Origin of the sequence: Buttiauxella sp. WJP83, from assembly GCF_027594725.1 — a bacterium.
GTDB lineage: Bacteria > Pseudomonadota > Gammaproteobacteria > Enterobacterales > Enterobacteriaceae > Buttiauxella > Buttiauxella selenatireducens.
Window position 1 is genome coordinate 2,336,958 of the sequence record NZ_CP110080.1, and the last position, 23,640, is coordinate 2,360,597.

The following is a 23,640-nucleotide window of genomic DNA, read 5'->3' on the forward strand; positions in this document are numbered from 1 at the left end:
GTAATCTTTAAACATGCTTCAACCTATAACATATTTCACGGGTACCTATATTTATCGGTGATATTGATGAGAAATCCAGTGAGCAAATAAAATCGAAGCTAAATACTGACATAAGCAAATGCTAAAGTCGTTTACGCTTGCTTTCATCATCAGGTGGGGCGTGGAGGGAAAAGACAAAGCAAAAAAAAACGGTGCACCAGGCACCGTTTAAAATGGGTTATTTCCCGTTTAGCGTATCATCTGGCCAGTATTTATAGCCATTAATCATAGCCTGCGCAGCAAGGCCTTTTTCGGTAAGTTCGTAGGAATAAAACGGCTTAGGCAGCTCCACTGAGCTAGGCGCCACAGCACCGGCCGAAGCATTGACTGCTGGCAAACCTTGATTGTCATATTTAGCTGCGGCATTCGCATCCGCGCCGACAATATAGCCATTCTTGATAAAATCGTTCAGCGCTTTACTGTCATTGAATATCAGAATTGTGCGCAGTTGCTTAACGCCCAGACCAACACCGGCTCCAGCCTGAGCCATTTTCATATAGGTGTCTTTGCCTGTTTTGTGATTCTTCACAACGCCGTAACCACTGCCAAATCCAAAGGTCAGGATTTTGCTGCTGTTAGCGGAGAATACCGCGTAGCCTTTAGATTTCAGGATTTGTTTACGCGCTTCAGGATGAGCTTTATACAACTTTGATAACGTATCAATACGCATCTGTTGGATAGAGTTACGTTGCTGACTCGCGGTATCGCCTTTAGCGCTACAACCGGCAATTGCCAGAATGGCAATAAGAAGTATTTTTTTAAACTGCATGTGCATCCTAACCCATGTTAACAATCGGTGATTAAACAAACAAAATTGATTAAATTCCGAATTAAGGGGGCGGATGTTATGACACAGCAGAGGTTCTTGTTAATTTTTTTGTGCTATGAGTCACTTTTTTTGTTTAATTTTAAATTAATAAAATGTTGATTAATTTTGTTTAAGTCTAAGCGTAATGAACAGAAGTCGTGGGTATTATTTGAGCAAATATCATTAGCCATTCTTATTGTTTAACTTTTATCCCTATACAATCTCTACCGTCCGGGCATTAATTAAAAAGATAAATCAGCGCAAACACGATAAATGCGAAGATTGAAATAAAAACGACAGAGGCGGAAAAACCCCCTAAGGCATCCATGTTGTCGCGGGTGTTCTCGTTGAGTTTGTCGATGGCTTCCTGCTTACTCTCAGCTTCAAACTCGAGCGGATATTTTTTGAAGCCGTCCTGCTTTAGCTTTTTGATCTCCTCTTTCGACAGCATGCTGCGGGCAAAGATTTTAGTGGCTTCATCTTTAACATAAAAAACATACTTTTCCATGCGTCTACTCCTCTGTGCGAAGCCACCACAGATTCTGTGGAAGACTTAGTTTATCAATATGAATCAATTGACTATCACCATAAACCCGCAGCTATTTAAAAAGGTTTAACCCGGTCAAAAAGTGGCGAGAACCCACATGATTAATTGTCATTGAGGACCTTTAATTTGTCGACGTGTGTGATATAAAGACGACCTCGCGAAAAAGCGGCCACGATTTGACTACACTCTCGATGGTCGCCACACACGTCTACGATGCGCTCCGCGCCATTCTCGACCAGCGTCCTTAAATGCCTGAACACTTTTCAGGTTTGTCACAGGTTTTGCGTCTCAGTGCACAACCTGAATACCGACGGGAACGCTTTATGAATAAACCACTTATCGTTATTTTCACGACTATTGCCCTTGATGCGGTTGGCATTGGGCTAATCTTTCCGATTCTTCCTTCGCTGCTAAAAGAGATTACGCACAGCGGGAACGTCGCTATTTATATCGGCACGCTGACTGCATTGTATGCCGTGATGCAGTTCGTGTTTGCACCTGTGCTCGGCACACTCAGCGACCGTATTGGTCGCAGGCCCGTCATGCTGCTATCCCTCGGCGGTGCGGCAGTCAATTACGTGTTTCTCGCCTTCTCACCCAATCTGTCATTACTGTTTGTGGGGCGTGCCATTGCAGGAATGACGAGCGCTAATATCTCCGTCGCTACCGCTTATCTCACCGATATCTCTGCACCAGACAAGCGAGCCCGGCATTTCGGTCTACTCAACGCGATGTTTGGTATCGGTTTTATCGTCGGCCCGGTTCTGGGAGGCATGCTTGGCGATTATTGGGTTCGTCTGCCCTTTATCGCAGCAGCAGTACTTAACGGGGCTAATTTCCTGCTTGCGCTGTGGGTTTTGCCGGAGTCCCATCAGCCTGAACGCAAAAAACTGAATCTTTCAGCACTTAACCCTCTGCTCCCGTTTCGCTGGGTGTGCTCCATGAAAGGGTTGGTGCCGGTGGTGCTGACGTTCTTTATTCTCAGTGCCACCGGTGAGGCGTACGGGATTTGCTGGGCGTTGTGGGGTTTTGATGCTTTTGGCTGGAATGGTTTTTGGATAGGTTTATCGCTTGGGGCATTTGGTTTGTGCCAGGCACTGGTTCAGGTGTTTCTGCCCGGCCCTGCGGCAAGGTTATTTGGTGAACGAGGTGCAGTATTCGTTGGGATCAGCTGTGCCTGCATTGCACTGGTTAGCATCGCCTTTGCACGTGAAAGCTGGATGGTGTTCGCAATTATGCCGCTATTTGCATTAGGTGGCATCGGAACACCAGCGCTTCAGGCTCTGGCAACCCGGCAGGTGGACTCGCAAAGTCAGGGGCAATTCCAGGGCGTTCTGGCCTCTGCCGTGAGTCTCGCGTCTATCATCGCCCCGCTGTTCTTCTCTGCATTCTATTTTGCAGTACAGAAACAGTGGCCCGGCGCAATCTGGCTTTCCGTCGTTGCCGTTTATTTGATAGCCATTCCTCTGGTGATGTTGGGCACACGCAGACCCACAGAGGCGACCGCCTGAACGCATGAGAAAATTCACTTAAATTTTGATATCCTGGGAACCATTGATTCTGTAAATGATTTGTCTAATGAATGCGTCAACGCCTGAAAACGTGCTATCAGTTCGCGATCTCACACTCTTTTTTAGCGGTAAAACGCCGCAGGTCGATGCCGTCTCTTTCGAGGTTTACGCCGGGGAATTTGTCTCGATTATCGGTCCAAATGGCAGTGGGAAATCGACACTCCTGCGACTCATCATCAATGAGTTGCAGCCTGCCTGCGGTGAGATAGTATTTCAGGGCAAAACGCTGCGCGCCATGACGCCCATGGAACGTGCGCGTCGCGTTGCTCTGCTAACCCAACATGACAATGCTGATTTACGGCTGACGGTAAATGAGTATGTGGCGTTGGGGCGCATTCCGTGGCAAGCCGAACTCCCGAAAACGGAACATGACCATATTATTGCCGATGCCATTCATGATGTCGGTATCGCTCACCTGAAACAGGTGGCGCTGGGGAAATTATCCGGCGGCGAACGACAACGCGCGGGTTTTGCCCGTGTGCTGGCGCAACAACCGACGTTACTCTTACTCGATGAGCCGACAAATCATCTCGACCCGCTCGCCCGCCATCAGTTACTGAGCCTCATTAAGCGCAAAAACATCACCACCGTGGCGATATTGCACGATCTCGAATTGATTCAACCGTTTTGCGACCAGGTGATCATGATGAATGCAGGCCGCCTGGTTTGCCGTGGTACCCCCGCTGAGGTGTTGGATTCTCCCTGGCTTGAGACAGTTTTCGGTATGCAAAGCTTGCACGTTATTCACCCCAAAAGCGGCAAAACAGTGCGCATCTTTGAAGCACTGCCCTCTGAAATTGATTGATTTACAAATAATTAACCATTAATTGATCTGATCGGATCTATTCACACTATCAATTCCTGTAAGGTGCGGCGGTCTCAAGGGGACGGATTTCCCCGCCACCGGATGATACCGTTCTGGCGAAAGTCGCTAACCGGTAAGTGAGGAGCCATACCTCGCGAATCAGGAGTTTGTATGAAAACATTAATGCTTGTTGCGGCACTCTTAGCCGCGATGACCTTCCGTGCCGGTGCCTCCGGTTTTCCGGTCACGGTCGATAACTGCGGAAAACCGCTGACCTTTACCGCCGCCCCAAAACGCATGGTCGTTCATGACATCAATATGTCTGAGATGGCGTTTGAGCTACATCTGCAACCTGAAATTGTCGGCATTACGGGCATTTCCGGTTGGTACAAAAATATCCCGGACTTTACCCGTTTGCAGGGCAACATCCCTGAACTCGCGCCCAAATATCCCTCCATGGAAACACTGCTGGCCGCCAGGCCTGATCTGGTTTTTTCCGGCTGGAACTACGGTTTACGCGGCGATGTAACGCCGCAAGCGTTGGCAAAATTCGGTATCAAAACGCTTATTCTGACCGAAAGCTGCAATCACGTTAATAACCATCGCGCACGCGCCAACATGGATTTGCTGTACGGCGATATGGAACGTCTGGGCAAAGTCTTTGGCAAAGAAGAAGAGGCGCTCAAACGGGTGGATAGCTGGAAAAAACAGGTTGCCGATATCAATAAGAAAACCGCAGAACGCAAACCGTTGCGGGTTTTTCTTTACGACTCAGGCGAAGATAAACCCTATACCAGCGGCGCTTACGCCATGCCAACCGCGATTATCGAAGCGGCAGGGGGTAAAAATGTGATGGATACCCTGGATAAAAGCTGGACCACCACCAACTGGGAAAGTGTCGCGGCAACTCAGCCGGAATTTATCATCCTGATGGATTATCAGTCTGACTTTAACGGCGGCGCGGACGGTCTACAGCGGTTCCTCGAGCAGCATCCATTAATGAAAAATACCCCTGCGGTGCTTCATCACCGTTACCTGAGACTTAAATATCAGGAGATGACGCCCGGCCCTGCCAATATCACAGCCATCACTAAGCTTGCCCATGCGCTATATCCGGATGCGTTCAACGGATGATCGCCGATAAACGTTTTTTACTGGTGTGGCTTGTGGCCCCGTTTTTACTGGCGGGGCTGACTCTGGCAAGCGTTGCGAAAGGCAGTGTACCGCTCTCTTTTTCCGACGTGCTGACCGCGCTGAACGTCGTACCAGGAGACGTTTCGCCGATGATAAAAAGCATCGTGCTGGAGCTGCGTTTGCCGCGCACGCTACTCGGAATGATGGCGGGAGCGGGCCTTGCGCTAGTCGGTTCGTTGCTACAAACCACCACGCGGAACGATCTGGCTGACCCTTTTCTGTTTGGCTTATCTTCAGGGGCTTCTGCCGGTGTGGTGCTGGTGATCACGCGCCTGGGTGACAGCCTTGGGTCCTGGACGCTGCCTGTCGCCGCCTTTGTCGGCGGGATGCTCTCTGCGGCAGCCGTGATGATAATCTTTATGTCTCAGTCACATAAAGGAACGGAAAAGCTGATTATCTGCGGCCTGGCCGTGTCATTTTTGTTTGGCGCGCTGACCAACTACCTGATTTTTTCTGGCGACCAACGCGCGGCCAGTAATGCGCTGTTTTGGGCGCTGGGCGGATTGGGATTAGCCCGTTGGGATAACCTGGGATTTGCCGCCATCGCACTGCTGATGCTGGCAACCTTGATTTCGTTACGCTGGCGTGCGTTGGATGGATTGCTGGCGGGTGAACAGACGGCAGGATCGTTAGGCATTAACGTTCTGCGTCTACGAACCGAAGTCTTTCTTTGTTGCTCAATCGCCACTGCAATCCTGGTTTCACTGACCGGTGTTATCGGTTTTGTCGGATTGATGGTGCCCCATCTGGCGCGGCCATTTTCTGGCGTGCGGCATCGCAGATTGTTACCCCTGGTTGGTGTCCTGGGGGCAATTCTGCTCTCTGCCGGGGATATCCTTAGCCGAACGCTCACCGCCCCTCAGGAGTTGCCGATTGGGATCATCACCGCAGGGGTTGGCGGGATGTTCGTACTGTTTATTCTGCTGCGACGGGCGAACTAGTTTTCATGCATCATTTCGACGACGGCCAATCCACTCTTCAATCTGTATAGGCAATGCTTCCGGTGCTTTTCTGAACATACGCCGCGCCAAATCCAGCACGGTATGCTGCGCAAGCGCCTCTTCCATGCGTTGTTGAGCCACCAGCATAACTTGCCTCACGCCGCATATCCCTTCGCAAGCCCAGGCGGGGGCGGGTTCATCGAATATCGCCATGCGTTGGCGGATTTCCTTGCAGTCAAAAATCGATTTTTCGCCATCAATGGCGGCGACGATATCCAGCACGGTTATCTGGTCGGCGGGTTTTGCCAGGCGAAATCCCCCGCCTTTTCCTTCGGTGCTTTCCACAAGGCTTGCTTTAGACAGTTTGGTAAAAATCTTGGCCAGATAGTCATACGGCACGTTTTGCAGTTCTGCTATTTCACGCACACTCATCTCGCGGCCATCGCCTTTGCTATCCACCAAACACATTAAGCTATGGATGCCGTACTCCACGCCTGAACTGTAAAATGCCATAACTTCTCCGCCCAGTTAAATCTTAGTTAGATGATAAATCCTTCCCCATCCCGAAGCAATTCTTGCAGATAACCATTCTCACTGATGTTTTAAATATAAATAAAATTCAATGTGTTAATTGTTTTTTATTTATCAGTCGTCGTAAATGTATTGATCTTGATAACTACGACCAATATGATCGCAGTTAATAAATCGAGTCACTTCCAAAACATCGGGGCAATAAAACATGAAGCAGCAAGTACTTATCTTAGGCGCAGGGTTTGCAGGAATGTGGGCGGCATTGAGCGCGGCACGTTTAACGGATCTTCACGATCGTGGTGATATTGAAATTACCGTCCTGGCTCCACAGCCTGAATTGCGCATTCGCCCGCGTTTTTATGAAGCCGGAGTGGAGAGCTTTGCCGCCCCGCTGCTGCCGTTGTTTGCTGCCACTGGGGTGAAATTTATTGCCGGTTCCGCGCGTGAAATTGATGTCGCCAGCAAACAGGTTTGGTACCACACCACACAAGATCAACTGGCCGTCATTAATTACGACAAGCTGGTATTAGCGACCGGCAGCCATATCAACCCCATTTTCCCTGGCGCTAAAGAACATGCATTCGATGTTGACCAACTGGAAAGCGCCGCTCGCCTGGAAAAACACCTCAACCAGCTAGCACAACAACCTGCCAGCGAAGCGCGTAATACCGTGGTGGTTTGCGGCGGCGGGTTCACCGGCATTGAATTAGCAACCGAATTACCCGCACGCTTACGCGCAATTTTGGGGGATGCCGCGCCAGTACGTGTGGTTATCGCTGATCGCAGCCCGGTCGTCGGTGGGCGTTACAGCGAAGAATTATGCGATGTCATCAAACAGGCCAGCGACGAACTGGGGGTGGAATGGATGCTCAATGCCGAAATTGAAGCTATTGACGAACGCGGCGTTACATTTAAAAACGGCGACTTTATTGCTTCAAACACCGTGGTTATGACCATGGGCGTGCAGGCCAGCCCGCTTACCGCGCAAATTCCAGCCTCGCGCGATGCACAGGGTCGTTTGCATGTTGATCAGAACTTAAAAGTTGTTGGCCAGCCGGACATTTACGCAACCGGAGATGTGGCTTATGCCCGCACCGATGAAAAAGGCAATACGGCTTTAATGACCTGCCAGCATGCGATTATGCTGGGACGCTTTGTCGGTAACAACGTCGCCGCAGATATGTTGGGCGTGGCTCCGCATCCCTACAGCCAAGTGAATTATGTGACTTGTCTGGATTTGGGTGGCTGGGGCGCGGTTTATACCGAAGGTTGGGACCAGGTGGTTAAATCGACGCGAGAAGAGGCAAAGAAAATCAAAATCGCTATCACCAGCGAATTGATCTATCCGCCTAAAGCCGAGAAAGAAGCGGCATTTGCTGCGGCCGATCCGTTAGCGCCGTTTGTATAACAGTGACACTGTCACGTAAATAATAACACGATACCCAGGGTGGATTAGCCTCGCTTATCCACCCTGGCTGTCTCTGCTACTCTTTTTTACCCTGCCAGTTTGCCCACGGGCTATCAGCAGGCACATCGTTGTTCGACGCCTCGTTTGCTGTCTCTACCATATCGATATACAGATCTTCGACTTCTTTACGTGCCCACGGGGTGCGGCGCAGAAACTTGAGGCTGGATTTAACGCTTGGGTCACTTTTAAAACAATTGATATTGATCCGTTTCGCCAGTTCCTCCCATCCAAAACGTGCAACTAAAGCATTCACAATGGCTTCAAGTGTCATGCCATGCAGAGGGTCTTTTGATGAGTGGGTCATATTGCGTCCAATGAATCTGAATAATTGCGCATACGATAGCAAATCGGGTGTGCGACATGTAGCCTACCCAGGCATACATTCATCAAAAGAATGATAATGATAAGGATAAGATAATGAAACATGCAGTATGGACTCTGTCGCTTGCACTGCTTACCAGTACTTCGCTACTGGCAGCAGACGCAAAAATCCCTGCACCGATTAGCGCCCTGGAGCAGCAAGGTTTTGAACTGAAAGGTGAATTTAAAGGGCCAGGCGATTTACCGGGTTACGTGATGCAATTTCAGGGACAAGGCACAACCGTGTTCCTGACGCCGGATAAACAACACGCGATCATGGGTAATCTGGTTGATGCCGCAGGCAAAAATCTCAGTGACGCTCAGGTTGAAAAGTTTGTTTATGCGCCGATGGCCAAAGAGATGTGGCAAAAACTCGAGAAGAATAAATGGATTGCAGCAGGCAAAGCTGATGCCCCGCAAATTGTTTATGCTTTTGCCGATCCTTACTGCCCGTATTGCACCCAGTTTTGGCAAAACGCTCAGCCGTGGCTGAACTCCGGTAAAGTACAATTACGCGTGTTGATGGTCGGGATGCTTCGCCCTGACAGCGGTCAGAAAGCTGCTGCGATAATGATGTCTGAAAATCCGGCTAAAACGCTGGCCGAGTATGAGAACAGCAAGGGCAAAATGACGTTAGCCATTCCTGCGACCATCAAGCCAGACATCACCAAAGCGCTGGAATCCAATCTGGCGTTGATGGATGAACTGGGTGGCAGTGCGACCCCATCTATTTATTACCTGAATAAAGATGGCCGCCTGCAACAACATCAGGGTCTGCCCGACGAAGCAACCATGAAAGTCATTATGGGTGACGATAAATAGCTAATCACTTGTGACGTTGTCACTTTTTAAAAGCTAAAAAAGTGCCTGTGTACAACAACCACAGGCACTCTGTTACGTATCGCTTAGCAGTATCGAGCAACCGCCGCGCGCATACCCTGGTTCAAAATGGTCTTAAGATCTTCGCTCACTTTAGCCACCAGACCCGCAACCTGAGTCAAATCCTGGCCCCAGTGATCGCTGTCACTCAATACGGTTTCAACTAACTGTTGTTCGGTGATTTGCTTATCGCCAAGTTGCGTCCACAGCTGCTGATAACGCACTAACCAATGCTCATCATCCTGTAAAGGATAGCTTTCGTTGTTACGCTCGCCTTTATAGAACGCAATCAGCGCTGCCAGGGCGAAAGTCAGACGCGGAGGCAACACCCCATTCACCTGCTGGCCCGCCAACAGTTGCGGCAGAATACGGGTGCGGAATTTGGTCATGCCATTGAGCGCGATAGACAGCAACTGGTGCTGAATATACGGGTTCTGGAAACGGCTGGTGACGGCCTGGGCGAATGACTGCAATTCATCACGCGGCAAATCCAGTACCGGAATGATCTCTTCAGCAATGGTTTTTTCAACAAAAGCGCAAACTTCAGCGTCGTTCATCGATTCGCCAACGGTGTTTAAACCAGCCAGATACGCAACCGGAACCAGAGCGGTATGAGCACCGTTCAGAATCGCAACTTTGCGCTCTTTATACGGTTTGATGTCGTCAACGATCAGCACGTTCAGCGGGAATTTATCCAGACGCAACTCTTGCGCAAGCGATGCCGGCCCCTGAATAACGAACAGGTAGAAGTGTTCCGCTGCCGCCAGGAAGCTATCTTTGTAACCCAAAGATTTTTCGATATCGGCGGCTTCATCACGCGGATAACCCGTAACAATACGGTCTACCAGCGTTGAACAAAATGTGTTGGCGTCGTTCAGCCATTGAGTGAAGGCGGTTGGCAGTTCCCATTCTTGCGCGTAACGCAGAACAAGTTCTTGTAGCGCATCACCGTTATAGTCGATGAGTTCGCAAGGAATGATCACCCAACCTTTGTCAGCAGCACCGTTGAAGTGGCTGAAACGTTCGAACAGTAAACGGGTCAATTTTGCCGGATAGCTTACCGCTGGCGCATCTTCAAATTTATCGCCCGCGTGGTAGCTGATACCCGCTTCGGTGGTATTGGAGAAGACAAAACGCATCTCTGGGTTATGCGCCAGTTTCAGGAAGGTTTCGTACTCTTGGTAGACGTTGATCTCTCTGTTCACTGAACGAATCAGACGCGCGTCGCTTACCGCTTCGCCCTGCTCGTTCAGGCCACGGATAATCGTGGTGTAAAGCCCATCCTGAGTGGATAACGACGGCGGGAATGCGCTGTCTATCGGGCGAACGATAACCACGCCCGCATTTAAGTCCGTATGTTCATTGAGTAAATCGACTTGCCAGTCGATGAAAGCACGCAGGAAGTTGCCTTCACCAAACTGGATAATACGTTCTGGATATTGAGCGCCAGGGAAATCATGACGATTAAGTGTTTTCACTATGTTGTTCCTTGGTGTGTACAGGATGAACGACCACAAATATCCTGACCAAACTATCAGAACTCAAAGAAGTGAAACCCCGTTTTGATCAAACAAGAGTTGTTATACCAATTCTTTTTGGTACAACAACTATCGTCTCATTCTGGCTAATTATTGATGACGCACTCGGTTAGCGACGCCATGCTGGTCTGATTGCGCCCATTACGCTTAGACAAATACAGATACTTATCGGCTTGTACGAGTTGCGAGTTAAACGTATCCAGCAGCGTCTGGTTTTCCGTCGAGGTTGCCGCAAGACCAATACTAACAGTGATAAACAGAGTTTGTTGCTGGTAACGAAACGCCGTAAGCTCAATATCCTTACGAATTTGCTCGGCGAATGCATAACCTTCTTCTTCGGAGCGGGTGCTACACGCCACCACAAACTCTTCGCCGCCAAGACGGGCCACCAGCCCTTCGTTGCCCACCGTTTGCGATAAGCGCCTGGCAAACGCGGCCAACACAATGTCACCACATTCGTGACCATAGTTATCATTTATACGTTTGAAGTAATCAATATCCAGCAACATGACGCAGAGTTTTTGATTGGGTTGATGCATCAGTGGCGCTTTGTTTTTCAGCGCTTCATAAAGACCTGAACGGGAGTAAATCCCCGTGAGATAGTCATAATCGGCTCGCAGCGAAGTCTGTTTAATAAGCCGATTAATCGCATCTACGCTGACGGAAACAATCAGCGGGCAAATCGCCATGGTGGCAATCCCCAGACGTGCGGAGAACATCTCGTTCACCACCAACGGCATATTCGGGTTAATAGCGATGATGGAGTTGGCCAGTAAAATTATCTCCACTCCACCGGTTAACAATGTTACCAACGCGGTGACGGGCAAGGGATAACGAATCGCACACCAGATAAGGGCGGGCAACGGAAACGCCAGGCTACCCGCGCCGCCGATGACCACAGACGCGATAACCGAAACAATAACACCCAGCAGAGGATAAATTTTAGACAGATGGAAGTCGGGCAATGCCTTCCACTGCGGCCATGTTGCCATCAGCAAGAACGGCATCATCAAAACGCCTGTCGAGAATTGCTCGCCAAACCAGTCAGTAAATAACGAAAGGAATTGACGGTAATCTGACGATGGCCCAGTGGAACCTATCGAACCTAATAAAGAACTGAGAATTGATCCAATCAAACAGGTATAAAAAAGATTAAACGCATTGAGCGCCCAATTGCTTTCATCTTGTGTCCTGGAATAGCGCAGTAATAATCGCGCAACGACAATAATAAATACCATATTCGATAAGTTTATTATCGCCGATTGCCATCCCCAATGTGTGGTAAAAGCGTCGTAAACCACCATGGCGCTATAGCAGACAAAATAATACACGGGCCGGTTGCGCACAAACAACGCCGCCAGCACCGCGTTGAGCGGCCAGAACAGCGACAGCTCGTCAATCAGACGAAGCGACGCGCCAAAAAAATAGAACAAAGTGGTAATGACAAAAATAATAACGGCGTTAAACAAATATTTATCTGGCGAAAATAACTTAACGTAATTTTGATTGGACATGCTGTTTTGACTCATGATTATGCATGTACTGCGTAAAGAATTTACACATATGGATTCAGGAGAAGCGCAAAAAATAAAACCAAGTCTAGCATATTAAATCAGGGACAACCTGCCGTCGACCGGGTCAATGCGCCACTTCCGTAATGATTTAAAAAATAGAACGGCCAATCCGTTGGGCCAGAATTTCAAGGGCGGCAGTTCCGGCTAATGAGTTACCCGAGGTATCCAATTCCGGGCACCAAACCGCGATCGACATCTCCTGCGGAACGATGGCGATAATACCTCCCCCAACCCCTGATTTACCCGGCATACCGACCCGATACGCAAACTCACCGGCACCATCGTACATCCCGCTGGTGACCATCAGCGCATTGATTTGTCGGGCCTGTTGAGCCGTGATAATTGGCGCATCAAGGTGCAACGCGCGCCCCTGATTGGCCAGAAACAGGAAAGTCTTCGCCAGTTCATTGCAACTCATTTTCAGTGCGCAATAGTGGAAATAATTCTGCAGGACGGTAATGACGTCGTTATCAAAATTACCGAATGATTTCATCAGCCAGGCGATGGCCGCATTACGCGCCGAATGTTCAAACTCTGATTTCGCCACGCGAGAGTCGTAGGCCAGATCGGGCTGTTCCGCGATGGCCCGCACCACTTCCAGCATTCGCTGTTTCGGCGCACTCAGACGGCTTTGCAACATGTCACACACCACCAACGCCCCGGCGTTAATAAACGGGTTACGAGGTTTGCCTTGCTCAAGTTCCAGCTGGAGTAATGAATTGAAGGGTTGCCCTGAAGGCTCTTTACCCACGCGCGCCCAGATTTCGTGCTCATCATAACGCGCCATGGCAAGCGTCAGGCTCAGCACTTTTGAAATGGATTGAATGGAGAACCGCTCTGCCGCATCCCCGGCGCTGAACACTTCGCCGCCGACCGTACAAACTGAAATTCCCAGTTTATTGCCAGGAACTTCAGCCAGTGCCGGAATGTAATCAGCGACTTTACCTTGACCAATGAGTGGCCGAACCTGCGCCAGAATATCTTCGAGCAATTGATTATCTAACAGTCCTGGCACTGCAAACTCCTGAATGGTGGGTATTTTACGCCCGCCAGTATATCAGACGCAGCTCGCGGCGGCACTGTTAGCCATCAACCGCGCAGCAACACTTTCCCTACCAGATAGGTGACAGCTTTTCCGCCAATAAGCACTCTGTCGCCCACGAGCTGGCAGCGCAAATCGCCGCCGCGTTGGGAAACCTGGCGAGCGAGCAGCTGCGTTTTCCCCAGTTTTTTCGCCCAATAAGGAATAAGCATGGTATGCGTGGAGCCCGTGACGGGATCTTCCGTTATCGACGACGCGGGTGAGAAGAAACGGCTGACGAAGTCATAGCCCTCCTCATCTGCCGGTGCCGTGATGCAGACTTTCTGATTCAGTTGGAGCATCAGCGAGATATCAGGTTTTATCGCTTCAACCTGTTGTTGAGTCTCAAGCACGACGGTATATGTGCGCCCCAGCCGCACTTCCTGATAATCACTGATACCCAGGGAATCGAGCAACACTTGTGGCGGCGATACCGGTTCACTGCTTGTGGCAGGAAAATCAAGCGTTAGCCAGTCACCATTGCGTGTGACAGTCAGTGCGCCCACAAAACGCGTAGCGAAATGAATCGTGGTTTCCGGGTAATTCAGATACTCAAAGATCACGTGCGCGGTGGCAAGTGTTGCATGGCCGCACAAGTTAACTTCCCCTTGCGTCGTAAACCAACGCAGCTCGAAACCGTCATCCGTGGTGATAAAAAAAGCCGTTTCCGACTGATTATGCTGTCGCGTCATCGCCAGCAAAGTTTCATCAGGTAACCATTCTGTCAGCGGGCAAACCGCCGCTGCATTGCCACCAAACGTGGTATCCGTAAAAGCATCGACCATATAAAAATCAATTTGCTGCATCGCATCTTCCCTCAGTCATACCTATGGCCTCTACCATGCCACGAGATCGCAGGCTGTCAGGAGAATTAAATGAGACATAAATCACAATACCGGTTGTACACCCGGATCGATGGTTTTATGATCGCCACCTCTCCACACTTTTACTGACCAGCGCGAACCCCATTTATGACCATAAGCAACGTCTCACGCAAAACGGCGTGGTTACGCGTCTTTACGCTCGCAGTCGCGGCCTTTATTTTTAACACCACGGAATTTGTCCCAGTCGGTTTACTGTCAGACATCGCTGACAGTTTCGGCATGCAAACCGCGCAAGTCGGGATCATGCTGACTATCTACGCCTGGGTCGTGGCGCTGATGTCCCTGCCCTTTATGCTCTTGACCAGCCAGGTCGAACGAAAGCGGCTACTAATCAGCATTTTTATCTTGTTTATCGCAAGCCACGTGCTCTCTTTTGTGGCCTGGAGTTTTACCGTGTTGGTGATTAGCCGCATCGGTATCGCCTTTGCCCACGCGATTTTCTGGTCGATTACCGCGTCCCTGGCGATTCGTATGGCACCCGCAGGCAAAAAAGCGCAGGCGCTGAGTTTGATTGCCACCGGCACAGCACTTGCGATGGTGCTGGGTTTGCCGCTGGGTCGCGTTGTCGGTCAATATTTCGGCTGGCGCACCACCTTCTTCGCCATTGGCGTTATCGCGGCTATCACGCTGTTCTGCGTGATGAAACTGCTGCCTAAACTGCCGAGCGAACATTCGGGTTCGCTAAAAAGTTTACCGCTGCTTTTCAAGCGCCCCGCGTTAGTCAGCTTATACGTATTAGTTGCGGTGGTCGTTACCGCGCATTACACCGCTTACAGCTACATTGAGCCGTTTGTGCAAACCGTCGCGGGGTTAAGCGCCACGATGGCCACCTTCCTGCTGTTGGTGTTGGGCTGTGCGGGGATTATTGGCAGCGTGATGTTTGGTAAATTGGGAAATCGGCACTCATCCACGCTCGTCAGTGGCTCAATCGGTTTATTAGTGCTATGTCTGGCGTTACTGCTTCCTGCTGCGCAAAGTACCACTTATCTCACGTTGTTATGCCTGTTCTGGGGAATTGCGATCATGGTTATCACCCTTGGTATGCAGGTAAAAGTCCTGGCGCTGGCACCAGACGCAACCGATGTATCAATGGCGTTATTCTCGGGGATTTTTAATATCGGGATTGGCGCGGGGGCATTGGTGGGTAATCAGGTGAGTTTGCATTTTGATATGTCCAGTATCGGTCTGGTCGGTGCGGTTCCTGCCCTGGTTGCGCTTATCGGCTCAGTGTTAATCTTCCGCCGCTGGCCGGTGTCGTTAGAAGAAAAACCGCAGCACAGTTAATGTAGCGATGTCGGGTGGCGCAACGCTCACCCGACATCCCTTTCCTTACATAGACGACTGATTAACTGGCTGGGAAATGAGTAATAATTTCCAAAATGCCGTTAATAATAAACTGCACGCCCATACAAACCAGTAAGAACCCCATCAGGCGGGAAATGGCTTCAATGCCGCTTTTCCCCACCATACGCATAATCGCGCCTGAACTGCGTAAACTCCCCCACAAGATTATCCCCACCAGAGCAAAAATTAATGGTGGGGCCACCAGCACAACCCAATTGGCAAAATCGACACCGTGTTCAATGGTCGACGATGAACTGATGATCATTGCGATGGTACCAGGCCCCGCAGTGCTAGGCATGGCGAGAGGTACAAAGGCAATGTTGGTATCCGGTTCTTCTTCCATTTCCTGAGCTTTGGTGTTTGCTTCCAATGATTCATGTGCTTTTTGTTGCGGGAACAACATGCGAAAACCAATGAAGGCAACAATCAGCCCACCCGCAATACGCAAACCAGGGATGGAAATACCGAAGGTATTCATTACAACCTGCCCTGCGTAATACGCGACCATCATGATAATGAATACGTTGACTGACGCCATTAACGCAGTTTTATCACGGGCCTTTTTGTTCATATCTCCGGCGAGACCAAGGAACAATGCTACCGTAGTCAATGGGTTAGCCAGTGGTAATAACACCACCAGCCCCAACCCTACGGCCTTAAATAACTCCACCATCTTTAGTCCTTAACGTCGGTTGCTTATGCGTTGCTGAGTATAGCAGTCAACCCTGGCGACTTTCGTTAAAGGATGCGTCTTAATGTTAAAACTGAACCGTTTTAGCAATTTGTGGCATCACCGATTCATCACGTTGACTTATGCTTGCCTGAGCAATAATATCCACCGTGATTAAATATACTTGCCTGGGCAATCATAGTGAAAAATACAAACGATCTGTTTAACGAAGTTATTCCCCTCGGAAGACTGATCCACATGGTTAACCAGCATAAAGACCGCCTGCTCAACGAGCATCTCTCCCCACTGGATATTACCGCTACGCAATTTAAGGTGTTGTGCACCATTTATTGCGAAGCCTGCGTACAACCAGTGGAACTGAAAAAAGCGTTGTCAGTCGACCTCGGTGCGCTAACGCGCATGTTAGACCGCCTGTTGTGCAAAGGATGGGTCGAACGCTTACCGAATCCCAATGATAAACGTGGCGTACTGATACGGCTGACTCCCGAAGGGAAAACGTTGTGTGAGAAATGCCACCAGCTGGTGGGACAAAACCTGCATCAAGAACTGACTAAAAACCTAAAGGCAGACGAAGTGGATATGCTTTATCAACTCCTGACAAAAGTCTTGCCGCAAACCTGATAAGTGGTGAAACCATGTCCAGACGGAACAATGATTCAGTAACAATTCAAAGTATTTTGGACTGGATAGAAGAGAACCTGGAAAACCCTCTTTCGCTTGAGAAGGTTTCGCAGCGTTCAGGCTACTCAAAGTGGCACCTGCAAAGGATGTTTAAAAAAGAAACCGGCCATTCATTAGGCCAATACATCCGCAATCGCAAATTGACCGAGATCGCTCTCAAACTGAAACAAAGTGACGAGCCGATTCTCTATTTAGCAGAACAATACGGGTTTGAGTCACAACAGACACTCACCCGCACGTTTAAGAATTATTTTTCTGTACCACCTCACCGATTCCGCGTTGCGTGTTCAGGTGGTGAAGGAAAATATATTCATCCGCTAAATCATTAATATGATTAACAAATGCTATGCAACCGTCTGTTGATTCAGACACCGAGGATTTATGAAACGTTTTATCTCGACCGCGAGCCTGATTTTACTTCTGGCCTCCGCTAATGCTCTGGCAGAGCAATCGAGCCAATTCAGTGCCACACAAGCGAATCAGGGCAACATGATTATCCCTGCCGCTGAAAACGCTGGCGACAACAGCAACATGATGGGTGAAAAGTCAGAATGGCTGGGCACACCCTACTATCAAGTTAGCAGTAACTGATTGTCGCGACATGGCGGGATCTTCTTAGGGACCCCGCCAGTATCAACTCACTACCGTCCTGCGTACCCGCAAACCAAAGACGTTAATATACAAGCCGCCCATAATCAGCAACGCCCCCGCTAACTGTGTCAGAGAAAGCGTTTCGTCCAAAAGCCATGCGGCACTCGCCATCCCAACCACCGGCACCAGTAACGAAAGTGGCGCAACACGCCAGGTTTCGTATCGTCCCAGTAAACTTCCCCAAATCCCATAGCCCACAATCGTTGCCACAAACGCCAGGTAGACCAACGACAACATGGTCGTCATATCAATGGCAACCAGGCTTTGCCACATCAAAGATGGGCCATCGAATAAGAGACTGGCGGCAAAGAATGGCAGCACAGGAATTAACGCACTCCACACCACCAAAGACATAATCGGTGGGCGCGCATCAAGCTGCATAATTTTCTTATTGAAGATATTACCGCATGCCCAACTGAGCGCCGCAGCCAGCGTCAGCATAAAGCCGAGCAACACCACATGTTGCCCCCCCAGACTGCCCTCAATCAGTACCAGCACGCCTATAACGGCAAGGGTAATTCCCGCTAATTGCTTTCCTTGCAGACGTTCTTTAAAGACACACGCCCCCAGGATAATAGTGAAGAATGCCTGCGCCTGAAGCACCAGCGAAGCAAGGCCGGCAGGCATGCCAAACTTAATGGCGCTAAACAAAAACGCAAACTGCCCAAAGCTTATCGTCAGCCCGTATGCGGCCAGTAAGCGAAAGGGAATTTTCGGACGGGCGACAAACAGTAACGCGGGGAACGCAACCAGCAGGAAACGCAAGCCAGCCAACAACAACGGCGGCATATTATGCAGCCCCATTTTAATCACGACAAAATTCAGCCCCCACACCACGACGACGAGCATCGCCAGCAGTCCATCTTTACGCGTCATTTTGCTTCCCCGTAGTTATTGCATTTTTGTTAAAACTTAAAGCTAAATCAGCAGCGTGAATAGATACAGATGACACATTTAAGCTTCAGTACAGAAAGCAACACCTGAAAAACTGCATCTATACTTTGCCAAATCTTCATGATAAATCTGAGTTCCCCCGATTAATCATTAATAAAAACAAACGATAAAATGGTTTCTTTAATATCGCGCTTTTCTGGCAAGCAACTCTCTATCAGCGTATTACTGATTTCCTCCCTGCTGCTTACGGTGGGTCGTGGTCTGACGCTACCTTTCATGACCATTTACCTTTCCCGCAACTACAACATGCCACTCACCGAAATTGGTATGGCGTTAACCCTTGCGCTCACCACTGGGGTCGTCTTCAGTCTGTGGTTTGGTATCCTGGCGGACAGGTTCGATAAGAAGAAATACATGCTGCTGGCGATCGTTATTTTCCTCGGTGGATTTGTGGCGATCCCTCTGGTCAGTAATGCCATTTTGGTGGTGGTGTTTTACTCGCTCATTAACTGCGCCTATTCGGTCTTTGCGACAGTGCTAAAGGGCTATTTCTCCGGCACGCTGGAAATTCATCAGAAACCCAAAATCTTCTCTCTCAACTACACCTTCGCCAATATCGGTTGGACGGTTGGCCCGCCGATTGGCACGCTGGCCGTGCTCTACAGCACGAACCTGCCATTCTGGTTATCCGGCCTGACGGCGATCATTCCGTTTATCGTCATTAGCCGTTATGTACACAGCGTGCCGGTGAGTGAAATACAGCAAAGCAGCAGCACCAGGCTTTCTCCAAGCCTGATGCTCAAAGATAAGGCGCTGATGTATTTCACCTTATCGGCATTTCTTGGCTCATTAGTTTTTGGCTCTTTTGCCGCCTGTTTATCGCAATATGCCATTGCTATCTCAGATTCAGATTTGGCGCAAAAAGTGGTCGGCGTAGTCCTTCCGGTCAACGCGTTTGTGGTGGTGGTTTTCCAGTATATGGTTGGCAAACGCATTCGCCCGGACAACATCCAAAAGCTGATGTTTTACGGCACGCTATTTTTTATGGCAGGACTGGCAGGCTTTATGATTTCGGGCGACAACCTGCTTTTATGGGGGGTATCGGCCGCGGTGTTTACCATTGGCGAGCTTATCTTCGCACCGGGTGAATATATGCTGGTCGATAACATCGCACCGCCAGGACTGAAAGCGAGCTACTTCTCCGCGCAGCAACTGGGGTGGTTAGGCGGCGCATGTAACCCGCTTTTCACGGGGTTAATGTTGACCTGGATGCCTCCATTTATGCTTTTTGTGGTGCTGATGGTGGCGATTTTGCTGGCGTATCTCATGGTTGTGAAAGGAATTGCCGTAAAACCGCAACGGGTTATGGCCTAGCAGGATATCGTGGTGGATGTCGCGACGCGAATCCACCCGACAATACTATTTCACGGCTTTCTGATACTGAATAAACCCAGACTTATCCGCTAACTTGTCATATAACGCCTGACCCGCCGCATTAGTTTCATGAGTATGCCAGTACACCCGTTGAGAACCTCTCGCTTGAGCATGCTGATACACCGCTTCAATCAGCGCGCGTCCAACACCTTTGCCGCGTGATTCTGGGGCGGTAAACAGATCCTCAAGATAGCAATGATCGTCCGCCGACCAGGTCCCACGGTGGTAAACCATATGGGTAAATCCGAGCATTTTACCCTGCTCGTCAAACGCCCCCAATGCAAACATCGGCTCAGCAGGATCACACATGCGTTGCCAGGTGAGCAGGCTTTGCGCATCGCTGAGCTGAGTATTATAGAACGATAAATACCCTTGCCATAAAACACCCCACGCCGCGTCATCGCTCATATCCAGTGCTCTCACCTGCACTTTTTGTCGGGCTGCAGGTGCCTGCACAGACACGAGGCTCTCACGAATCTGAGACAATCCGTGTTTCTGCACGCCATCAGGCATATTCTCAACCGATAGCCAGCGTTCGAATGCCTGCTCTGTCGTCGGCCATTCGCTATCAAGAATCGAAAACCACGCGGTATCGCGGCTTCGTTGTTTATACACCACCGCCTGACGGAACAATCCCTCATAACGGAACCCAAGACGAATGGCCGCGTGGCGCGATGGCGCATTCAGACTGTCGCATTTCCACTCGTAACGACGATATCCCAACCCAAAAGCATATTTCATCAAGAGGTAATGAGCTTCCGTCGCCTGAACGGTTCGTTGCAACCGCGGGGAGTACATCGCGAAACCGACTTCAACCACGCCATTTGCTGGGTCGATGCGCATTAATGCCAATGTGCCGACCGCCTTACCCGTTAACTCGTCGATGACCGCATAGTGCAGCGGGTCTTTGCTCTGTGCGATGGTGTGAATGAAATCGGCAAATTGCTGCTGTTCACCAAATGGCCCAACGCCCAAATACGTCCACCCGCGAGAGTCTTCCGCAGTGCTCCATGCAGCCCATAAGGAATCGGTATGGTCGTTGGTGAGCGGTTCAAGACGGCAGTATTTACCTTGCAAGACGATGCGTTCAGGGCGAGGACAAGGCTGCCAGTTCGGTAGTGCATTGCCGATAGGTTGCTGAAATTCATTAGTTATGCCAGTCAATTCAGGCCTCCATGGGCGCAATAGCAATAAGTTACCTGAATATAACTAACTCATGGCATAACAAAAAGGACCATAAAACATCTGATTTTATGGTCCATAAGATGAAAATCATGTGTCAAACGATGACAAACTGAGCGATCTTTTAACAACTCTAAAGTTTGTTGAATTTATGTTGATATAGGGTTTTGATTATTTGCATGTTAATAAAATAAAACAATCCCAAACCTACAGTAAGAAGAGCTTTTAAAGGATAACAATCATACATGGAGTAATATATGCACATAAGAATCAACGGCGCTATAAAAAAAGTAACTTTCCAATTGCATATACTGCAAACAATTAATGCAATACTGATATACAAACTTGAAAAATGTACCGTCAACCCGGTAAATAGATCCCATTTTTTAACCGAAAAATAATCGACATACATCCAATACATAATTTTAAATGAAAAATAATTTAATACTGCAAAAATAAAACCCCAGGTTAACCTCAATACAAAGAGGATTATCTTATAGTCATCCTGATGAATGCTAAAATACTCACTTAAATATTTCAAAATAAAGTTATCACATCGTTTTTCGGCAAGAGTATTATATTCAAAAAAAAGAGTAACAGCTAAAGGTATAATTGCTCGAAAAAAAACATCACCACCAACAAGGAAAATGAATGCAGGTGTAGCCAGACTCGGCAGAATCAAGCATTTCAAATCTCGAGTCAAAATAATAGTTACGATAAATAACAAGGAAAAACACAGCGAGGATAAAAAATAAAATGAAAAATGCCTGGATAAATCATCTGTAACCAAAGGGAAAGCATAGAAAGAAAATAACAACTGAACTAAAAACATCATTCCAAAAAAGCCAAGAAGTGACAATGATCTCAATATAATTTTGACCATCTTATTTAACCCATTTACCATATAAATCCAATTCCTGCTGAGTTATTGCATTACTCAGACATTCGGCGTCAATCTCGTGCATTATCTCGGTAGTATCTTGAAGAATTATCTGCCTTCCATTTTCCATATTGACCGAAGACGTATAGTTCGTACGCTGATAACTGAATCGCTTACTTGCATAGATGGCACCGCGAAGTACAAAAAAATTATCATACGAACTGGTCATATCTCTTTTCCCTGCTAGAAGATCAGCTGGTTTTGTTGTAGCAAAAGTCATTCCTGTCTCAACCACATCACTAACATTATGGAGACTTCTAAATGTATCAACAGCGTAGGGGATTTGCCCAACAGCATCAGTCCAGTAAGGGTATCCATTTACGGTCACCATTAAGTAACCATCCCCCCCTGACGAATTATGCTTCCAATCGCCTTCCTGCTCCTTATAGAATTGATATGAAGGTCTATCCACCTCAGAAAAATCCACTATATCCTGCCAGCTAAAATGCTTATAGGCAGTATGTGTTTCTGGCCCTTCATTCAAATAGATAAGCTCATGGTAATTATCCGCCAATGGTTCAAACCACTGCCAGGCATAGTGGTCATAAAGCTGTTGTGCGGTAAGAATCTCGAACTGGTCTCCAGCCTCTCTATTTATCTTCAGTGCAAAAAGAATCTCGCCCGTACTTCTCGTGATGATTTTACAGTTCGGGAAAGTACAGACTTCAACATGGTTTTCTGATGCTGGGCGCATCTTTGATTTAAATATCAGATGGGTTTTATTAGCGATTGTTGTAAAAGTATAGCTCTTACCATTTATTACATGAATAGATTCCTTCAAAACTGCTCTCCCTGTAAATATAACTGATATAAAATACCGGAACGATATTACGCCAGAGAGAACATAAAGCAATTTATTAAACTAAATCGCCACCAACCCCCTAACCCCATCGGTTTCCATATTCGCCCCAACCCCGCGCTGGATAATAACTCCCCGAGACATCACTAAATAGTTGTCGGCAAGATCAGCGGCAAAATCATAAAACTGTTCAACCAACAAAATTGCCATATCCCCCTTTGCGGCTAATTGACCAATAACCTGACCGATCTCCTTAATCACCGAGGGTTGAATTCCTTCGGTTGGCTCATCCAGAATCAATAATTGCGGCTTACAGGCCAGCGCCCGGCCTATTGCCAGTTGCTGTTGCTGCCCACCGGAGAGGTCGCCACCGCGTCGTTGTTTCATCTCTTTTAGCACCGGGAAAAGTTGATAGACCTCCTCTGGCACCGACTTAGCATCCCGCCCGGCAAACCGTGAAAGCCCCATCAACAAGTTTTCTTCCACCGTCAGACGCGGGAAGATCTCTCGCCCTTGCGGAACATACGCAATCCCCGCCTGTACACGCTGGTGCGGTTTGCGGTTGGTGATGTTGTTTTGCTGCCAGTTAACACTGCCTGATTTTGCAGGGATCAGCCCCATCAGGGATTTCAGTAAGGTGCTTTTGCCAACCCCGTTGCGCCCCAGCAGGCAAGTGACTTCGCCGATTTTGGCGTCAAAGGAGACACCGCGCAGAATATGGCTGCCGCCGTAGTATTGATTTAGATCGTTGACTGTAAGCATACATTACCCTCACCCCGGCCCTCTCCCTGAGGGAGAGGGGGA

At 48.8% G+C, this 23,640-nt stretch carries 25 protein-coding genes; 11 read left to right on the forward strand and 14 right to left on the reverse strand.

Annotation, left to right across the window (positions count from 1 at the left end; genetic code table 11):
- Positions 1-217 precede the first annotated feature (217 nt).
- Together OH773_RS10860 and OH773_RS10865 are read right to left on the reverse strand one after the other, a co-directional pair.
- The gene (locus OH773_RS10860; protein WP_270145613.1) at positions 218-808 is read right to left on the reverse strand and encodes a YSC84-related protein; all 591 of its coding nucleotides are present in this window, start codon (positions 806-808) and stop codon (positions 218-220) included.
- A gap of 277 nt (positions 809-1,085) precedes the next feature.
- Positions 1,086-1,355: a hypothetical protein gene (locus tag OH773_RS10865; protein WP_183269225.1), complete on the reverse strand. Its 270-nt coding sequence runs from the start codon at positions 1,353-1,355 to the stop codon at positions 1,086-1,088.
- 362 nt (positions 1,356-1,717) lie between these two features.
- Between OH773_RS10865 and OH773_RS10870 the strand changes: the two genes are divergently transcribed.
- From OH773_RS10870 to OH773_RS10885, 4 genes are all read left to right on the forward strand, one after another.
- Positions 1,718-2,905 carry a TCR/Tet family MFS transporter gene (locus OH773_RS10870; protein WP_270145616.1) on the forward strand — a complete coding sequence of 396 codons (1,188 nt, stop codon included), beginning with the start codon at positions 1,718-1,720 and terminating at the stop codon, positions 2,903-2,905.
- A 67-nt stretch (positions 2,906-2,972) separates the two neighbouring features.
- A complete protein-coding gene (locus OH773_RS10875; protein ID WP_270145618.1) occupies positions 2,973-3,770 on the forward strand; it encodes an ABC transporter ATP-binding protein in 798 nt (265 codons plus the stop codon).
- A 171-nt stretch (positions 3,771-3,941) separates the two neighbouring features.
- Entirely contained in the window at positions 3,942-4,904 is a 963-nt protein-coding gene (locus OH773_RS10880) for an ABC transporter substrate-binding protein (protein WP_270145620.1), read from the forward strand.
- Entirely contained in the window at positions 4,901-5,905 is a 1,005-nt protein-coding gene (locus tag OH773_RS10885) for a FecCD family ABC transporter permease (RefSeq protein WP_270145622.1), read from the forward strand. Before OH773_RS10880 ends, OH773_RS10885 begins: the two co-directional genes overlap by 4 nt.
- A gap of 3 nt (positions 5,906-5,908) precedes the next feature.
- On the opposite strand, the gene OH773_RS10890 is transcribed toward OH773_RS10885, so the two are convergent.
- Positions 5,909-6,418, reverse strand: coding sequence for an RrF2 family transcriptional regulator (locus OH773_RS10890; RefSeq protein WP_183269220.1), 510 nt, complete (start codon positions 6,416-6,418; stop codon positions 5,909-5,911).
- Between the two features lie 226 nt (positions 6,419-6,644).
- Here OH773_RS10890 and OH773_RS10895 point away from each other — a divergent pair, with 226 nt between their 5' ends.
- The gene (locus OH773_RS10895; protein ID WP_270145625.1) at positions 6,645-7,844 is read left to right on the forward strand and encodes an NAD(P)/FAD-dependent oxidoreductase; all 1,200 of its coding nucleotides are present in this window, start codon (positions 6,645-6,647) and stop codon (positions 7,842-7,844) included.
- 76 nt (positions 7,845-7,920) lie between these two features.
- Here OH773_RS10895 and OH773_RS10900 read toward each other — a convergent pair whose 3' ends face one another.
- The gene (locus OH773_RS10900) at positions 7,921-8,208 is read right to left on the reverse strand and encodes a VF530 family protein (protein ID WP_270145627.1); all 288 of its coding nucleotides are present in this window, start codon (positions 8,206-8,208) and stop codon (positions 7,921-7,923) included.
- Between the two features lie 113 nt (positions 8,209-8,321).
- Between OH773_RS10900 and dsbG the strand changes: the two genes are divergently transcribed.
- On the forward strand, positions 8,322-9,086 hold the full coding sequence (gene dsbG, locus OH773_RS10905; RefSeq protein ID WP_270145629.1) for a thiol:disulfide interchange protein DsbG: 765 nt from the start codon (positions 8,322-8,324) through the stop codon (positions 9,084-9,086).
- Between the two features lie 83 nt (positions 9,087-9,169).
- On the opposite strand, the gene OH773_RS10910 is transcribed toward dsbG, so the two are convergent.
- From OH773_RS10910 to OH773_RS10925, 4 genes are all read right to left on the reverse strand, one after another.
- The gene (locus OH773_RS10910; protein ID WP_270145632.1) at positions 9,170-10,621 is read right to left on the reverse strand and encodes a tagaturonate reductase; all 1,452 of its coding nucleotides are present in this window, start codon (positions 10,619-10,621) and stop codon (positions 9,170-9,172) included.
- 146 nt (positions 10,622-10,767) lie between these two features.
- Entirely contained in the window at positions 10,768-12,195 is a 1,428-nt protein-coding gene (locus OH773_RS10915; protein ID WP_270145634.1) for a sensor domain-containing diguanylate cyclase, read from the reverse strand.
- 148 nt (positions 12,196-12,343) lie between these two features.
- Positions 12,344-13,270 (reverse strand): glutaminase B, encoded by a 927-nt coding sequence (glsB, locus tag OH773_RS10920; RefSeq protein ID WP_270145637.1) that lies wholly within the window; start codon positions 13,268-13,270, stop codon positions 12,344-12,346.
- A 74-nt stretch (positions 13,271-13,344) separates the two neighbouring features.
- Complete coding sequence (locus tag OH773_RS10925) at positions 13,345-14,142, reverse strand: PhzF family phenazine biosynthesis protein (RefSeq protein WP_270145639.1); 798 nt, start codon at positions 14,140-14,142, stop codon at positions 13,345-13,347.
- Positions 14,143-14,307: 165 nt separating this feature from the next.
- Between OH773_RS10925 and OH773_RS10930 the strand changes: the two genes are divergently transcribed.
- Positions 14,308-15,504, forward strand: coding sequence for a sugar transporter (locus OH773_RS10930; RefSeq protein ID WP_270145641.1), 1,197 nt, complete (start codon positions 14,308-14,310; stop codon positions 15,502-15,504).
- A gap of 61 nt (positions 15,505-15,565) precedes the next feature.
- Here the strand turns inward: OH773_RS10930 and OH773_RS10935 are convergent, their stop codons facing one another.
- A complete protein-coding gene (locus OH773_RS10935) occupies positions 15,566-16,237 on the reverse strand; it encodes a MarC family NAAT transporter (protein ID WP_270138535.1) in 672 nt (223 codons plus the stop codon).
- A gap of 198 nt (positions 16,238-16,435) precedes the next feature.
- Here OH773_RS10935 and marR point away from each other — a divergent pair, with 198 nt between their 5' ends.
- From marR to marB, 3 genes are read left to right on the forward strand one after another with little or no spacing between them, the layout of a single operon-like run.
- Positions 16,436-16,876, forward strand: a complete 441-nt coding sequence (gene marR, locus OH773_RS10940) for a multiple antibiotic resistance transcriptional regulator MarR (protein WP_183269197.1) — start codon at positions 16,436-16,438, stop codon at positions 16,874-16,876.
- A 14-nt stretch (positions 16,877-16,890) separates the two neighbouring features.
- Positions 16,891-17,265 (forward strand): MDR efflux pump AcrAB transcriptional activator MarA, encoded by a 375-nt coding sequence (marA, locus tag OH773_RS10945; RefSeq protein ID WP_183269196.1) that lies wholly within the window; start codon positions 16,891-16,893, stop codon positions 17,263-17,265.
- Between the two features lie 52 nt (positions 17,266-17,317).
- The gene (gene marB / locus OH773_RS10950; protein WP_270138539.1) at positions 17,318-17,527 is read left to right on the forward strand and encodes a multiple antibiotic resistance regulatory protein MarB; all 210 of its coding nucleotides are present in this window, start codon (positions 17,318-17,320) and stop codon (positions 17,525-17,527) included.
- Between the two features lie 42 nt (positions 17,528-17,569).
- Here marB and eamA read toward each other — a convergent pair whose 3' ends face one another.
- Positions 17,570-18,463, reverse strand: coding sequence for an O-acetylserine/cysteine exporter (gene eamA, locus OH773_RS10955; protein ID WP_270138542.1), 894 nt, complete (start codon positions 18,461-18,463; stop codon positions 17,570-17,572).
- A 189-nt stretch (positions 18,464-18,652) separates the two neighbouring features.
- On the opposite strand from eamA, the gene ydeE reads away from it, so the two are divergent.
- Positions 18,653-19,855, forward strand: a complete 1,203-nt coding sequence (gene ydeE / locus OH773_RS10960) for an efflux MFS transporter YdeE (protein ID WP_270138544.1) — start codon at positions 18,653-18,655, stop codon at positions 19,853-19,855.
- 45 nt (positions 19,856-19,900) lie between these two features.
- Here the strand turns inward: ydeE and OH773_RS22375 are convergent, their stop codons facing one another.
- From OH773_RS22375 to urtE, 4 genes are all read right to left on the reverse strand, one after another.
- A complete protein-coding gene (locus OH773_RS22375; RefSeq protein ID WP_333482162.1) occupies positions 19,901-21,079 on the reverse strand; it encodes a GNAT family N-acetyltransferase in 1,179 nt (392 codons plus the stop codon).
- 151 nt (positions 21,080-21,230) lie between these two features.
- Complete coding sequence (locus tag OH773_RS10975) at positions 21,231-22,001, reverse strand: hypothetical protein (RefSeq protein ID WP_270138547.1); 771 nt, start codon at positions 21,999-22,001, stop codon at positions 21,231-21,233.
- Positions 21,982-22,818, reverse strand: coding sequence for a hypothetical protein (locus tag OH773_RS10980; protein WP_270138549.1), 837 nt, complete (start codon positions 22,816-22,818; stop codon positions 21,982-21,984). The genes OH773_RS10975 and OH773_RS10980 overlap by 20 nt, the downstream gene beginning before the upstream one ends.
- A gap of 81 nt (positions 22,819-22,899) precedes the next feature.
- Positions 22,900-23,598, reverse strand: a complete 699-nt coding sequence (gene urtE, locus OH773_RS10985; protein WP_270138551.1) for an urea ABC transporter ATP-binding subunit UrtE — start codon at positions 23,596-23,598, stop codon at positions 22,900-22,902.
- Positions 23,599-23,640: the final 42 nt, after the last annotated feature.

What these genes read in the sequence shown, in the direction of transcription:
- OH773_RS10860 (WP_270145613.1), bottom strand. Translation starts at nt 808, where the DNA reads ATGCAGTTTAAAAAAATACTTCTTATTGCCATTCTGGCAATTGCCGGT.
- OH773_RS10865 (WP_183269225.1), bottom strand. Translation starts at nt 1,355, where the DNA reads ATGGAAAAGTATGTTTTTTATGTTAAAGATGAAGCCACTAAAATCTTT.
- OH773_RS10870 (WP_270145616.1), top strand. Translation starts at nt 1,718, where the DNA reads ATGAATAAACCACTTATCGTTATTTTCACGACTATTGCCCTTGATGCG.
- OH773_RS10875 (WP_270145618.1), top strand. Translation starts at nt 2,973, where the DNA reads ATGAATGCGTCAACGCCTGAAAACGTGCTATCAGTTCGCGATCTCACA.
- OH773_RS10880 (WP_270145620.1), top strand. Translation starts at nt 3,942, where the DNA reads ATGAAAACATTAATGCTTGTTGCGGCACTCTTAGCCGCGATGACCTTC.
- OH773_RS10885 (WP_270145622.1), top strand. Translation starts at nt 4,901, where the DNA reads ATGATCGCCGATAAACGTTTTTTACTGGTGTGGCTTGTGGCCCCGTTT.
- OH773_RS10890 (WP_183269220.1), bottom strand. Translation starts at nt 6,418, where the DNA reads ATGGCATTTTACAGTTCAGGCGTGGAGTACGGCATCCATAGCTTAATG.
- OH773_RS10895 (WP_270145625.1), top strand. Translation starts at nt 6,645, where the DNA reads ATGAAGCAGCAAGTACTTATCTTAGGCGCAGGGTTTGCAGGAATGTGG.
- OH773_RS10900 (WP_270145627.1), bottom strand. Translation starts at nt 8,208, where the DNA reads ATGACCCACTCATCAAAAGACCCTCTGCATGGCATGACACTTGAAGCC.
- dsbG (WP_270145629.1), top strand. Translation starts at nt 8,322, where the DNA reads ATGAAACATGCAGTATGGACTCTGTCGCTTGCACTGCTTACCAGTACT.
- OH773_RS10915 (WP_270145634.1), bottom strand. Translation starts at nt 12,195, where the DNA reads ATGTCCAATCAAAATTACGTTAAGTTATTTTCGCCAGATAAATATTTG.
- OH773_RS10925 (WP_270145639.1), bottom strand. Translation starts at nt 14,142, where the DNA reads ATGCAGCAAATTGATTTTTATATGGTCGATGCTTTTACGGATACCACG.
- OH773_RS10930 (WP_270145641.1), top strand. Translation starts at nt 14,308, where the DNA reads ATGACCATAAGCAACGTCTCACGCAAAACGGCGTGGTTACGCGTCTTT.
- OH773_RS10935 (WP_270138535.1), bottom strand. Translation starts at nt 16,237, where the DNA reads ATGGTGGAGTTATTTAAGGCCGTAGGGTTGGGGCTGGTGGTGTTATTA.
- marA (WP_183269196.1), top strand. Translation starts at nt 16,891, where the DNA reads ATGTCCAGACGGAACAATGATTCAGTAACAATTCAAAGTATTTTGGAC.
- marB (WP_270138539.1), top strand. Translation starts at nt 17,318, where the DNA reads ATGAAACGTTTTATCTCGACCGCGAGCCTGATTTTACTTCTGGCCTCC.
- eamA (WP_270138542.1), bottom strand. Translation starts at nt 18,463, where the DNA reads ATGACGCGTAAAGATGGACTGCTGGCGATGCTCGTCGTCGTGGTGTGG.
- ydeE (WP_270138544.1), top strand. Translation starts at nt 18,653, where the DNA reads ATGGTTTCTTTAATATCGCGCTTTTCTGGCAAGCAACTCTCTATCAGC.
- OH773_RS10975 (WP_270138547.1), bottom strand. Translation starts at nt 22,001, where the DNA reads ATGGTAAATGGGTTAAATAAGATGGTCAAAATTATATTGAGATCATTG.
- urtE (WP_270138551.1), bottom strand. Translation starts at nt 23,598, where the DNA reads ATGCTTACAGTCAACGATCTAAATCAATACTACGGCGGCAGCCATATT.